Raw genomic sequence first — 13,678 nt, 5'->3', positions numbered from 1 at the left:
AGCATCGCCTTTTAAAGAATAATGCAGCGTTTTTACGTTGTCAGTCAGACAAGAATAAGAGTGATTTACAGTTTTTTCGACTTGATTCTTGTCTTCGTTGCTCTTATTGTACTATTGCTGATACCCATAATCCGCTCAACGTCTGTATCGGTTTTCCCCATGTGATATAATATCTCGAACAACTGATACCTGGGTGAAAGATGATCATAGTCGGTATCAAGCTGAACGACGAATGGGAAATCTATGAGCTTATAGTATTCAATAAAATGCAGGTAGTCGCTTTTGGTCCATGTAACAACAGTGGCCCCGTTAATCATGCTTTCGTACAGCGCCTTTCCTTCATAAAGTATTTTTGACTGCTTATGGTTCAGATCCTCAACCTTATCCTGCAGCATTTTTACTTCATCATTCTTATTTGTGCTGACTTCTTTTAGGTCCTTGATCTTGTCGGAATACAGATTTATCAGTAACTGGTTCTCAAGGACTTTTGCTTTAATCTTGTTTGAGCGGAATTTAAAGAATATATATATGCCTATGCATATACAAATCAGGATTGAGGTGATGAAAATAAAATAGGTAATCTTTTGGCGGAATAAGAATTCTCTGAACTCAAATTCATTCTGGGCCATGATTCCCCTGATATTATTCTGTTGTCTCTGTTTATAGATAGAGTCTTTTAATAAGATGAGTTGCTTGTTGTATTTGTTGGCTCTCTCGTAATCTTTGATGGACTCACATAGCTTGGAGAAATTGCTTGTGATAGTTGCTCTGTCGTTTATATTACGACTGAAGATATATGCAGAATCCAGGTACGCTATAGACTTGTCGTATTCCTTTTGGAGTTGATGGATTCTGCTTTTTACAAAGAATCCATAGCTGTTCTTGTCATTTTCCAGAGCGTGGTAAATATACTTTGTGGCTTTCTGTATGCTATCCGGCAGCATGAAGCTGGCAATATTAGCGTAGAAATAGGATCTCTGTTTTCCTTTTACATATTTAATATATGGTTCGCATTTCTCTAAGGAATACTTCGCTTTTACTTTATTCCCCTGCGTATAATATAATATCATATAGAACATATGTGCATACGCAAGCCATTCTTTGTTATTGGCCTTGATGGAAAGACCATAATTCTTTTCGCAATATTGTTTTGCCAAGTCGTAGTCTCCAGAATATATATATTGCTCGGCTATTCGCTCTATAATCTTATGTCTTAAATTGAGGTTGGAAGTTTTATCTGCCGCTCTTTCTGCTTTAAGTAGATTGGCGAATCCTTCTTTTACCTCATCTTGATCACATAGCTGGGCGCCTTTATAGAAATAGCTTTCTGCCAATAAAGAGTCGTTATCTGTTTCTTGGAATACATTGATACTAAAATTTATCAGAGTATCAGAATCCATTGGTCTGTATTGTCTGTAGTCAAGTTTACATCTTATCAGGTTATAATATGCTACATCTTTCTTGTTGTTGAATTCGGTAAAATCAACTTCATCAAGTTTTATCTCAGCCGAATCGAGCTGATCTTGCTCAATAAGCTGATTAATAGAAGAAAGTTGCTCGTATTTACTATGCGAACAACTGTAAATGAGTAATAGGAGTAGGCCCCAAAGGTAATATTTATATTTTCTCATCTCTATTCAGGTTTATTATTTGCAAATATACGACATTTTTTTATGATGTTCTCTCTTCTTTATGAAACCTTAACAGATTATTTTTGAGATATTATCATCGAAATTTGAGGTAAAAAGCATGATGAAAGTCTGCTGCAATGCTGCATTATTAGAGAAACGGCTATGCTGCGTTTTTCGCAAACTGCTGTAATACAGGTATTTACGATATTCTCAAAATGAAACATCCCATCTAAAATTTTTCCAAAAAAGCTTGTTTCTTTCTCAGATCGTTCATAACTTTGCGGTACAATTTTTCGAAATAAATGTCATTCGGACGATTGAAAACGAGAAAAGAAAAGTTGTCTTCTGGATTTGAAAAACAGAATTTAGAGACAATGGTTTAATAAACAAAAAATAAAGAAGAATTATGAAGAAAAGTAATGTTATAAAGTCAGCTGTTTGTATAGCCGCCATTGTGATGTTGTTAACATTCGCTACGAGCGGTCATGTCAATTTGCCTGGTCATGGTAATCGTGAGGATCAGAATCTCAAAGAGGCCGTTTTAGATTATGTGTCTTCGACTCTTACCAATGGCGAAACAGTCGAATTTGGCGGTAAATACCTTTGCAATGACTATATGGAGAATGGCGAAGCTCGCTTCTCGGCCAATGTTATCTATTATGTGGTAGCAAAGGATGGTACGAAAGGACAACGTATCGCCCATGTTATCTGTAATGAAGATAAGGATAGAATCATTGAATGGCAAGATGTCGAAAATAATAAATAAAAGTCAGATGAAACGCTTGACAATAATCATAATTGCAGCATTGGCACTCTCGTCGTCAGTATTCGGCAAGGATATTAAGGGGCGTGTCCTCGATGCAGATGGTAAGCCTATGGAGTTCGTAAATGCCGTTCTCTTGCAGGATTCCACATTCATTACTGGTGCCATTACCAATAGCAATGGTGACTTTTATCTGTCAAGTGATATCACTGTAGGATTGAAACTCCGACTGTCGTTTGTAGGTTTCGAGACTAAGATGGTGGAAATAGCCTCTGATGGCGAATTAGGCGACATCAGAATGATTGCCTCTGACAATCAGTTGAACGATGTGGTAGTGAGAGGCAACGCCTCAAAGATACACTTGCAAGGAAACTCCTTGGTAGCAAATGTAGAAAACAGTGTGCTGGCCCATGCAGGAACGGCAAAGGATGTCCTCAGACAGATTCCTATGGTGGTTGAGAACAATGGTAACCTGGAAGTGTTTGGAAAAGGTTCACCTGTCGTATATGTCAACGGTCGCAAAATTAACGATGCGCAGGAGCTGTCAAGTTTGTTGTCGGGCAATATCCGGAATGTGGAGGTCATAACTAATCCCGGTGCTTCTTATTCGGCCGATGCAAAGGCAGTCATACGTATCCGGACCAAGCGACCTCAAGGCGATGGCTGGAGTGCTACACTTAGGTCAACGAACGGTTTTCAGCATTATTTCCAGAGTACAAACATGGTGGATTTAAAATTCCGTAGTGGAGGCTTAGAGCTGTTCTCGAACTTCATGTATAATACAGGTAGAAATAGGGAGAAAAAGTTGACTGATATGACTACTCTAGCCAAATCAAGATGGGATCAGCAACTATCAACGATGAATACAAGGCGTTATGACGGTATTCTTGGTAAGCTGGGATTCTCATGGATAATCAATAACAGTCATTCCATAGGTGCCTATTATCAGAATGAGTATGCCAAGAATGAAACAAAGTCGAATCTTGTGAGTTCAGTATTGGTTGATAGAGTCTTCTATGACAATTGGAATACTTGTGCCGATAACACCATTAAGAATACTCCACGTCATGCCGCAAATGTGTATTATAATGGCCAGATTAAGAAACTCAATATCGACTTTAATACCGATTACATCTGGAACAAGGGTGTTCAGAGCACTATGAATAAAGAGAAAAGTGAGATGTATGCGAATCAGGATGTGACGACCTATAGTACGAACAGGAGTCGAATGATTGCCGAGAAGTTAGTGCTATCTTACCCTGTTGGAAAAGGTGTGTTGAGGTTGGGCGAAGAATACATCAGTTCTCGAACCTACAACCATTTCAATACGGCATATGCAGGTCTGGATAATGCTTCTTCAACGATAAAGGAGGAAAATACAGCCTGTTTCTTGGAGGTGGTACAACAAGTTGGATTATTTAGCTTGGGTGCAGGTCTGAGGTATGAGTATGTGGACTATGATTATGCTGATAAAGTGCATTCAGACTATCACCTCAGCAAGAAGTTTAACAATGTGTTCCCATCGTTCAATGTTGCCACACGACTGGGGCAGGTACAGATGTCATTGTCGTATAGCGGCAGAGTGGAGCGTCCGACCTATTCGAACCTGAATGCAAACGTCTCTTATCTGAACAGGATGACATACGAGTCGGGTAATCCGCGCCTTCTGCCCACCAAACTGCACTCCCTGGAGTATATGTCTGTATGGAAGAACTATTTTGCACAGGTGTCGTATTCCTATTTTGACAATCCAATTGTGAACACCACCAAACCATATAGTGAAGATGGTGAGATGACGATTCTGACTTACGATAATTTTAAGAAGAAGCATTTCCTGCAAGCCTTTGTGGGGGGACAGTTTAAGGTTGGTGTTTGGCAGCCACGGGTTAATGTGGGTATGTTTACACAATGGTTCAGTATTCCAGTGGGTGGTAGGAATAAAAGCATGAATACCCCCATAGGAATCCTACAATGGCAGAATGCAATCCATCTGCCTCAGGACATTTGGCTGAACATTGATGGGCAGTGGACTACATCTGGTCATGACAAGAACATCTATCTCAGCAGTTCTTCCTATGTCAATGCCAAGTTATATAAGGAATTCTGTAAAAAGAAACTAAGTGTCACTCTGGAGGCTCGCGATATCTTTAACGGTTCACGTCCTGATGTCACACTCTATAATGATGCTGTCACCATGTTCCAACGGAACTTCAGTGAAATGCGTTGTGTGATGCTGACACTACAGTATAATTTCAACGTCACTCGTGACCGTTATCGTGGTACGGGTGCAGGAAATACAGAGAAAAAACGTTTCTAATCATTATAATATCCAGAATTATGAAGAAACCAAAGATCGTACAGAGCTATTGGAGCAAAGCGTATCAGAATTCGCCGAACGGTGGATGGGCATGCAAGGAGGCTCATTATATGAGCTGGGCACTGAGTTGCCTGCAGCTGAAACAGTTCTACGACGAGGTGGAGTTGGTGACGGATAGTGAAGGCGCTGATTTGCTAATCAATAAGCTTCATTTGCCTTATACGTCATGTAATACCACCTTGGATAAACTCTCCGACGAGAATCCGGCACTTTGGGCGCTTGGTAAGATTGCTGCCTATGAGGCACAACAGGTTCCATTTATCCATGTGGATGGTGATGTCTATATATGGAAGCCATTTCCCACGCGAATGGAGAATGCCGATATCCTGGCCCAGAACATAGAGAGGAATTATCCCTATGGCATCAACTTGCTGAATGAGATGTATGAAAAGAATTTTTCATTCCCTTTCCAGCCTTCGTCGGCTGATATGTGTGAGACGAATATGGGAATTATAGGTGGTCATGACCTCGGTTTTTTCAACGATTATTGTTCCTTGGTTTATCGTTTCCTGGATCTGAATCGGGACAAGTTGGGAAATCTTTCGGGTGGCGTAAGCAGTGTCAACACTATCATGGAACAATATCTGATGTATGAATTTGCAGAGATGCGTGGTAAAAAAGTGGAATACTTGATTGCTGACCTACCTCATACCGAGATGTATAAACTCACTCTGTTCAGTTTGTTGCCCAGAGATGTCAGCTTCGTACATAACATTGGTACTAACAAAAAGCGGGAACTAACGAGTGATCGTCTGGCAAGACTGTTATACTGTGCACATCCTGAGTGTTATGCACATATTATAAACTTATTGAAACAGCATACAATATGATACTAAATAAAGAACATCAGTTATATCGCGTAGATACGGCAGCCGATCTGGCTTATCTGAAGTCTTTGTATGTCAAGGAACTGGATCGCACGTTAGATGCCTCATTCGAGGCCGAAGCTACCCGTGGCATGTACCACTATAAGTTTCAGAAGGGGGTAGAACAGGCGACTTTGAGATTAAGACTGAATCCTTATCTCGTGTTTTTTGAAAATCAGTTCGCAGATAAGAACCATACACTGAACAAAGGGTTATGCGTGTTGTATCCGTCAACGTTGGTAACAGGTAAGACTGAAGGCCATGCTAAGTTCATTGGCAACTCCGGAGCATTGTTATATGCTTGGTCAAAACAATATGAGAAATCGTCTTTCAGTGTAGATGAGGTCATATCGATGTTTGTGGCAATCTTTGGCGGAGTAAATACGGAAGTCGCGATTCGGAAAATGAGAAGAATTATTGAGATGTATATAACAGATTTACTCTTGGTGATTGAATAAAAAAAGAAAAAGACAAAGGGATAGCTTGTGCGCAGAGATATTCTAACGTCTATATAGTGTTTAACAATTTAAAATTTTACAACAATGAAAACAACAACTAAAAAAGAAGAGAACGTAATGAATGTAGCTAACCCAACAGAGATGAAGGAGAATCCTGTTCTGTCTTCAGAAGAACTGTTCAATGTTGAGGGTGGTGAGGATGTTGATCTGGACGAAGACTGCTATACTCAGCAGTGCGTAATTGGTGCCAATATTTGCATCAATGTATCAACAGCTTGTGTGATTGCGAACTAAAAAGAAGAAGGTTCTAATCAGAAGGGAAGTGATATGCATGTTTTGATAACAGGTATATCCTTCCCTTATCAAAAAAAGGAATTAAAATGGAAACAAAATATTATTTAAATCCTGACTATACCATTCGTAAAGATGGTAATAGGTATCTGCTTCACTCCAGATTCATGAAGAAGTATGATTCAGATACGGCAAAGACTTTGATCCATCCTTATCATGCTAGATTGTTGTCGCTGTTCTCAGGTGGTAGTTCGGCAGAGCAGGCCGCAAGCGTTATAGCTGAAGATTTGGGCGTTACTCAGGCAGAGGCAAGGAAAATCCTCGTTCCTTGGATGAATAAAGAAAAGTTTTGCATTAAGATAAACAACTCTAATGTGAAGATTCCCAAGAATGTTTTGGTTCCATCCGATAGTATCGTAGACCAGCGTGACATCGTACCATTCAGTATTCCTAAATCCCTTGTCAAGGATGTGGATTTGTCAACTAAGAGACTTCAAATTCCTTATCTGATGACGTTCATGCTGACGAACACCTGTGTCACGAAGTGCTGTTATTGCTATGCTGATACTCAGACCAAGGTGAAGCAGCACCTTTCCACAGAACGAATCTTCGAGATTATCAGAGAGGCTAAGCGTCTTGGTGTTTACAATATCTTCCTAATTGGTGGTGAGGTGTTCTTGCATCCTGACTGGGAGCTTGTTCTGAAAGAACTCACTGATAATGGTTTCGGCCCTGATACTATTTCAACGAAGGTACCTATCACGCCAAGAATCGTAAAGGGATTGTTGGAGAGTGGTTATAAGGGAACGCTCCAGTTGTCGATAGACACCCTTATTCCAAATATTGCTGTTGATACGTTACATGTCAATCCATGCTATGTGTCAAAAGTAAGGCAAGGTTTGGATTTGTTGGAAGAAGCAGGCATCTCTTATAGAGTAGAGACCGTTCTGACCAAGGCTACCTGCACAAAGAAAAACATCGATACCTTGTTTGATTTTCTGAAGGGAAAAGAACATATCAAGAGCTGGGAAATCAGAACAGCCATGTTCTCTAACCAGAAGTCCATGGATAACTTCAACTCTATTAAGGCAACGGTGCCTCAGCTGGAAGAGTTATATGCTTATGCAGAGGGTACACTCGGAAAAGAAGCTTCATTCTCAATTTTGTTCCCACGTACAGAAATTGATAAGGCATATTATTCAGCAGAGGGTGGAAGCTCTACATTCAGAGGTGCAAAATGTTCGGCTTTGAATGATCACCTGTTTGTTCTGCCTGATGGCAAATGCACTATTTGTGAACAGTTATACTGGAATCCGAATTTTATTATTGGTGATCTGACGAATGAAAGCATTTCGGAAGTCTGGAATTCTGCAAGAGCAAACAGACTGTTGAATCTGAAGCAAGAGACAATAAACAAACAGAGCCCATGTAGTGCTTGCAAATTGTTTGATGATTGTTTCAGAATCAACAGAAACAGATGTTGGACTGATGTCATCAAGGCTTATGGTGCCGATCGATGGGATTTCCCTGATCCCAGATGTAAGTTCGCTCCCAAAATGAATAACAACATATCTTATAAGGCCGGATGAGACAATTACTGATCTTCTTGACTTTATTCGTGGGGCTGCCGATCAAGGCTGATGAGGGCTTATGGGCTATCCATGACTTCCATCCCTCAACACGGGGTTCTTCTCTTTGTTTCTACTCAGAGAACGTACCTTCCATAAAGGATGCTATAGTGGCTATAGGTGAGGGCGGATCGGGTAGCTTTATTTCTAATACAGGACTTGTATTGACCAATATGCATGTCATCAGGTCGTTGGTGGCAAAGGGTAGTGGGATGGAGCATGTCATGGAAAATGGTTTCTGTACCAGTCCAACAGCTCCGGAATTTAAACTGAAAGGCCTGTATTTGAAGCAATTGGTTAGAACAGTCGATGTGTCTGCTGAGGTTGCTCAAGGGTTATCAGAAGGTCAGAAATGGGATTCTCTGGTAAAAGAGATTTGTTTAAGATACCCACCTCGCCAAAAGGGGAATATTCAGGAAATCAAGCGAGAGTTCTATGGTACCAGTCATTTTCTGCACGAATATTCTGTGATAGATGATGTCCGTCTTGTTTTTTGTCCTCCCCGGCACATGGCTTTTTATGGTGGCGATGCTGTCAACTGGCATTGGCCGCGGATGAGTGCCGACTTTGCGATATTGCGGGCTTATGTGAGAAACGGTGATGGGGAGTCACAACCATACTCCCCCGGATATTATCTGAAAATGTGCGAACATGGGGTTCTTCCCAATGAGGAAGTCTATGTGTTAGGCTTTCCTCGTGGCGCCTCTAATGACTGGATTTCTGCAGATGTAGATGAAAGCATTCTTTATAGTATGGTAAGGCGTGCAGAGATTCTGGCGTTGAGAATAGGCGTTATCAAGAAATATCAGGGTGATGTGTCCTCATTGGATAACGAGCGACTTAAGATTCTTGGTAGAATTACAGGGGCTATGCGCTATATGGTACCTGAGAAACTGCTGGCCAGGGAGGATTCGTGCAGTGTGTTGCTCCGCAAACAGGATGTAGGAAAGTTCCAGGATTTCTGTCGTTTACGGCATCAGGCCGATTCGCTGGTCAGATTGATAGGCCCTTTAATAGAATATGACGATGACTATCGTAGATGTATTCAGGCTATCCAATTCATCAACTCGGCAGGACTGGTAAAAAATAAGAATAGGTTTACGACAAATGTCTTAAGTCAATTAGTTGATAGAGTGTTTGGCTCGTCGGATATTGCAATGGAGAAAGCAATGACAAGATGTATGCTGAACTATCTTTCTCGTAAACATAGTATATTTGTCCCGAAGCCCATCAGAAATGGGGAAATGGGGGTGAATGATTATGTTGAAGACGTATACAGCCGTTCCTCTTTAGTCCAGAAAGATACAGTAAGGTCTATATTGTCAGGTAGTCGACAGGTGCACCATGATCCAGCCATTAGCTATCTCGAGTATACAGACTCGGTTTATCGGTCTGATGTCGGCACACGTTTGGTCTCTTATGCCAGCCAACTTAATGGAGTGAGAGATAGAATTCTTGCTATGCTTTATGATTGTGGCTTGATTCGCTGGTCAGGTACAAATGGAACTTTACGGGTGTCATATGGAAGAACTGGTGTGCAGTGTTGGGCTACAAGCCTGAATCGTGAGATAGGCAACGCTTGGTCAGGCTATGGCTATAAGTTAGGAGATCATTTGTCTGATGATAAACAGGTAGTGATGAACTTTACTACTAATTGCCATACATCAGGCGGGAATTCCGGTAGCCCAGTAATCAATGAACGTGGCGAGATGGTTGGACTCAACTTTGATAGAGTTTTCGACGGCCTTTGTGGAGATTACTATTATCTGCCCTCTGTTTGTCGGAATATATGTGTAAGTGTTGATTATATCATACAGATATTGCTGTCAAGGAATGATTCAAAACGAATACTTAAAGAACTTTGAATATGAAAGATAGTCATAACGAAATATTTATATCTGCTGTGCTCACCATGCACAATGAGGAGTCGTTTATATGTCAGTGTATAGACTCTGTTCTGGCTCAGGACCATAAAAATTTTGAGCTTATTATCGTTGACGATGGATCAACTGACAGATCGTGTGAGATTGTGGCATCTTACCGTGATCGTAGGATCCGGTTGTACAGAAACCATCAGAATTATATCCAGTCACTGAATCTGGGCATATCCAAGGCGTCTGGAAAGTATATTGCTCATATTGATGCCGATGATGTGATGTGCAAGTCACGGTTTTCAGAACAGATTCATTATATGGAGCAACATCCTGATGTTGATATCTGTGGAGCTTTTATGGATTCCTTTGGTCGGTTAAATACTGACTATACGGCTCCAACGGAGAACTTACGTATTATTTCCGATCTGCTGTGGGGTGTACAGATATTCCATCCTGTTATGATGTTTCGGACTTCATCGTTAATTGCTCGCGGTATGAAGGACCGGCTTTATAATCCACAATGTCCCTTGTGTGAGGACTACGACCTTCTTGTTTCTTCTGCATTACAGGGTATGTCGTTTGGTAACGTCGCGCAGAAACTGGTTCATTATCGACTTTCTGACAAACAGTTGACATGTGCCAAGGCCAAACAGGTGAGATACTATATGCTTCAGGTTAGAAAGAAATACTATGATTATATAGTAGCGGCCTTATTGAACTCAAATAAGGAACAGAATATGCCTGCTATCCAGGCATTAACCGATAGGTATGTAAGGAAAGAGATGAAGAAAACGGATTTCCTGAAGGGTATATCGGATATGTATTATCATTATTTATCTGAGGTTAGATGAAGGTTATCCGACAAAGAGATGCTATGCAGTGTGGAGTAGCTTGTCTGGCTATGATCTCCTGTCATTTGGGTAAGAAAATATCCTTGACAGAGGTATCTAACTATTGCCATGCCAGAACGACTGGAGTCTCTTTAAAAAGCATCTCCGATGGTGCCAAGGCTATCGGACTGAATAGCTGGGCTTCATGTATATCTGTTGATAAGCTTTCGCATGGTGACAAGCCTTGTATACTTCATTGGAATCAGAAGCATTTTGTGGTTCTGTATAAAGTTAAGGACGGAAACGTTTTCTATGTTGCAGATCCAGGAAAAGGACTGATAAAATATAATCGTGAGGAATTTGAACGTCATTGGGTCAGTACCAAGGGAAATGGTCAGCATATGGGTATTGCCATGTTCTTTGAGCCTACATCAGAATTCTATGAAAAGAATGAAGATCGTATTGATGAAAGGCGTTCTTTCAGATTCCTTGCCAGCTATATCATGGAGTATCGGCGGTATTTCATGCAAGTCTTCCTTAGCCTTCTTTTTGTATGTCTGCTGCAGTTGGTCATGCCATTCCTTACACAAGGTATTGTTGACCTTGGAATAGCACATAAGGATGTTCACCTCATTTTTGCTATATTGTTGGGTGAGTTGGCAATTGTTATCGGCAAGACCTCAACAGATTTCATCCGCCGCTGGTTGCTGTTACATATATCCATGCGAATCAACATTTCCTTGGTAAGCGATTTCTTTATTAAGCTGTTACGGCTTCCGATGTCTTTCTTTGAAACAAAGCTGATGGGCGACTTGCTTCAGAGAATGAACGACCATTCCAGAGTACAATTGTTCCTAACCAACCAACTGTTGGGTGTAATGTTTACTTTCTTTAGCTTTATTGTCTTTGGTAGCGTCCTCTTGGTCTATAATAAATTGATTTTTGGCGTATTCTTGTTGGGAAGTATTATCTATGGCCTTTGGATTGCCTATTTCCTGAAAAGGAGAAAAATCATTGACTATGAGCTGTTTGAGCAGCAGGCTATTAACAAGAATAGAACCTATCAGTTTGTTACCTCTATGCAGGAAATCAAGTTGCAGGATTGTGAGAAACGTCGTAGATGGGAATGGGAAGATACACAGGCTGATCTTTTTAATGTCCAGATGAAGTCACTCAAGTTACAACAAACTCAGGAAGCTGGAAGTGTGTTTATCAATGAGGTTAAGAATATTTTTATAACAGTGCTGGCTGCAACTGCGGTTATTAATGGACAGATAACTCTTGGTACGATGCTAGCCATACAGTATATTGTCGGGCAATTGAACTCGCCAGTGGAGAACCTGATGACCTTTGTCTATTATCTTCAGGATGTCAAGATATCATTGGACCGAATTAACGAAATCCATCAGGCAGACAATGAGGAAAGTGGGGATGTTAAGCTGGATAGCTTCGATGGACACAAGGACATTATCATCGATCATGTGGATTTCAAATACGATATGCATGCCCTTCAAAATACATTGAATGATATCTCATTCACCATTCCTGAAGGCAAGGTTACAGCTATTGTTGGCGCCAGTGGCAGTGGCAAAACCACCTTAATGAAGTTGCTGTTGGCCTATTATCCGGTTCTGGCTGGGTCAATTCGGATTGCGGGACATCAGATAAAGGACTATAGCTTGAAGTGGTGGCGTCGGCATTGTGGCGTTGTAATGCAAGAAGGCATTATTTTCTCTGAATCTATCGCTCGTAATATTGCTGTTAGCGATGGAGCCGTGGATGAACAGCGTTTGGATGAGGCTGCCAAGATAGCCTGTATCTATGATTTTGTAATGTCTCTTCCACTGAAATATGATACAAAGATAGGACGTGATGGGCTAGGGCTGAGTCTTGGACAACGTCAGCGCATCCTGATTGCTAGGGCGGTCTATAAAAATCCAGATTTTATTTTCCTGGATGAGGCTACTAATTCACTTGATGCTAAGAACGAACGTGAGATTGTAGATAACCTTGACAAGTTTTATCGGGGAAAGACCGTCGTCGTTGTGGCTCATAGGCTAAGCACTATCAAAAATGCGGATCAGATTATCGTGTTGGATCATGGTCGTGTTGCTGAAAGTGGTAACCATGTCTCTCTGATACAAAAGAAGGGATTGTACTATCATCTGATAAAGAACCAACTAGAATTAGGAAATTAATGATGAGTAGAAAAAATATAAATCAGAGCCATATCGAGATAAGATCAGAGAAGGTTCGTAGGATCATTGGCGCCAATCCTCCAAAGTTCGTAAGTTGGGGCATTATTGTTATCATGTTACTGTATGTGGCATTGTTCGTTTTTGTGTTGAGTCTTCCTTATCCTTATGGCGGGGGAGAAACAATTTTTCAACATCTTTTCCGGATTTGATACACTTAATAATTCCGTCGTGGGATAGAAAGTGTTAGAGGAAATTCATGATGTGTAATCATTATAAAAAAGAAGTGCAATGAGAATAACAGAAATAATAAAGAAGGTATGGGAAAGGCTTAGAAGGTTTCCTTGTTACATTCAGTCTGATATGATGGATAGCAGGCCAGCGGCTTTGGCCTCGATGGCTTCATATTATGGTAAGAGGTATAGCCTTTCTGAACTTCGGGAACTATGTTCCCCTCCTGGAAATGGTGTGAGTATGCAGAGAATAGAAGATGCCGCAAGAAAGATCGGCTTTGAGACCCAGTCAATAAAGACAACTATCGCAAGACTTTGCCGGAAGAACCCTATTCCTTGCATTCTTCTTTGGGATAATGCTCGTTTCGTTGTGCTTTATGACATCAGGAAATCACTGCTCACAGGTCAGAGATACTTTTATATCTCTGACCCGAGCTGTGGTAGGATGAAAGTCAATGAAAACGAGTTCTGCTTGTATTGGTGTAATGAAGACGGAGAAGGCATAGCCTTACTCATGACGCCTTCTGTATAA

General features: G+C 40.9%; 11 protein-coding genes. 10 read left to right on the top strand and 1 reads right to left on the bottom strand.

Going from position 1 to position 13,678, the window contains the following annotated elements; all coding sequences use genetic code 11:
* Positions 1 to 65 precede the first annotated feature (65 nt).
* Positions 66 to 1,631: a helix-turn-helix transcriptional regulator gene (locus BMX82_RS11980; protein WP_091769285.1), complete on the bottom strand. Its 1,566-nt coding sequence runs from the start codon at positions 1,629 to 1,631 to the stop codon at positions 66 to 68.
* 457 nt (positions 1,632 to 2,088) lie between these two features.
* Between BMX82_RS11980 and BMX82_RS12915 the strand changes: the two genes are divergently transcribed.
* From BMX82_RS12915 to BMX82_RS11930, 10 genes are all read left to right on the top strand, one after another.
* Positions 2,089 to 2,397, top strand: coding sequence for a hypothetical protein (locus BMX82_RS12915; RefSeq protein WP_143058369.1), 309 nt, complete (start codon positions 2,089 to 2,091; stop codon positions 2,395 to 2,397).
* Between the two features lie 7 nt (positions 2,398 to 2,404).
* On the top strand, positions 2,405 to 4,711 hold the full coding sequence (locus tag BMX82_RS11975; RefSeq protein WP_177172100.1) for a TonB-dependent receptor domain-containing protein: 2,307 nt from the start codon (positions 2,405 to 2,407) through the stop codon (positions 4,709 to 4,711).
* Between the two features lie 20 nt (positions 4,712 to 4,731).
* A complete protein-coding gene (locus BMX82_RS11970; RefSeq protein ID WP_036909782.1) occupies positions 4,732 to 5,601 on the top strand; it encodes a DUF6734 family protein in 870 nt (289 codons plus the stop codon).
* Positions 5,598 to 6,095 (top strand): hypothetical protein, encoded by a 498-nt coding sequence (locus tag BMX82_RS11965; RefSeq protein ID WP_091769279.1) that lies wholly within the window; start codon positions 5,598 to 5,600, stop codon positions 6,093 to 6,095. The genes BMX82_RS11970 and BMX82_RS11965 overlap by 4 nt, the downstream gene beginning before the upstream one ends.
* A gap of 84 nt (positions 6,096 to 6,179) precedes the next feature.
* On the top strand, positions 6,180 to 6,389 hold the full coding sequence (locus tag BMX82_RS11960) for a hypothetical protein (RefSeq protein WP_036909780.1): 210 nt from the start codon (positions 6,180 to 6,182) through the stop codon (positions 6,387 to 6,389).
* An 86-nt stretch (positions 6,390 to 6,475) separates the two neighbouring features.
* A complete protein-coding gene (locus tag BMX82_RS11955; RefSeq protein ID WP_091769275.1) occupies positions 6,476 to 7,975 on the top strand; it encodes a radical SAM/SPASM domain-containing protein in 1,500 nt (499 codons plus the stop codon).
* Positions 7,972 to 9,879: a S46 family peptidase gene (locus tag BMX82_RS11950; protein WP_091769272.1), complete on the top strand. Its 1,908-nt coding sequence runs from the start codon at positions 7,972 to 7,974 to the stop codon at positions 9,877 to 9,879. The genes BMX82_RS11955 and BMX82_RS11950 overlap by 4 nt, the downstream gene beginning before the upstream one ends.
* A 2-nt stretch (positions 9,880 to 9,881) precedes the next feature.
* A complete protein-coding gene (locus tag BMX82_RS11945) occupies positions 9,882 to 10,739 on the top strand; it encodes a glycosyltransferase family 2 protein (RefSeq protein WP_051949644.1) in 858 nt (285 codons plus the stop codon).
* Positions 10,736 to 12,916 (top strand): peptidase domain-containing ABC transporter, encoded by a 2,181-nt coding sequence (locus BMX82_RS11940; RefSeq protein WP_036909776.1) that lies wholly within the window; start codon positions 10,736 to 10,738, stop codon positions 12,914 to 12,916. The genes BMX82_RS11945 and BMX82_RS11940 overlap by 4 nt, the downstream gene beginning before the upstream one ends.
* 288 nt (positions 12,917 to 13,204) lie before the next feature.
* Positions 13,205 to 13,678 (top strand): cysteine peptidase family C39 domain-containing protein, encoded by a 474-nt coding sequence (locus BMX82_RS11930; protein ID WP_091769266.1) that lies wholly within the window; start codon positions 13,205 to 13,207, stop codon positions 13,676 to 13,678.

The organism is Prevotella sp. khp7, assembly GCF_900109055.1.
Classification (GTDB): Bacteria; Bacteroidota; Bacteroidia; order Bacteroidales; family Bacteroidaceae; genus Prevotella.
This window is presented reverse-complemented; position numbering and strand designations above follow the sequence as displayed.

What these genes read in the sequence shown, in the direction of transcription:
- BMX82_RS11965 (WP_091769279.1), top strand. Translation starts at nt 5,598, where the DNA reads ATGATACTAAATAAAGAACATCAGTTATATCGCGTAGATACGGCAGCC.
- BMX82_RS11970 (WP_036909782.1), top strand. Translation starts at nt 4,732, where the DNA reads ATGAAGAAACCAAAGATCGTACAGAGCTATTGGAGCAAAGCGTATCAG.
- BMX82_RS11945 (WP_051949644.1), top strand. Translation starts at nt 9,882, where the DNA reads ATGAAAGATAGTCATAACGAAATATTTATATCTGCTGTGCTCACCATG.
- BMX82_RS11940 (WP_036909776.1), top strand. Translation starts at nt 10,736, where the DNA reads ATGAAGGTTATCCGACAAAGAGATGCTATGCAGTGTGGAGTAGCTTGT.
- BMX82_RS11950 (WP_091769272.1), top strand. Translation starts at nt 7,972, where the DNA reads ATGAGACAATTACTGATCTTCTTGACTTTATTCGTGGGGCTGCCGATC.
- BMX82_RS11980 (WP_091769285.1), bottom strand. Translation starts at nt 1,631, where the DNA reads ATGAGAAAATATAAATATTACCTTTGGGGCCTACTCCTATTACTCATT.
- BMX82_RS12915 (WP_143058369.1), top strand. Translation starts at nt 2,089, where the DNA reads ATGTTGTTAACATTCGCTACGAGCGGTCATGTCAATTTGCCTGGTCAT.
- BMX82_RS11955 (WP_091769275.1), top strand. Translation starts at nt 6,476, where the DNA reads ATGGAAACAAAATATTATTTAAATCCTGACTATACCATTCGTAAAGAT.
- BMX82_RS11930 (WP_091769266.1), top strand. Translation starts at nt 13,205, where the DNA reads ATGAGAATAACAGAAATAATAAAGAAGGTATGGGAAAGGCTTAGAAGG.
- BMX82_RS11960 (WP_036909780.1), top strand. Translation starts at nt 6,180, where the DNA reads ATGAAAACAACAACTAAAAAAGAAGAGAACGTAATGAATGTAGCTAAC.
- BMX82_RS11975 (WP_177172100.1), top strand. Translation starts at nt 2,405, where the DNA reads ATGAAACGCTTGACAATAATCATAATTGCAGCATTGGCACTCTCGTCG.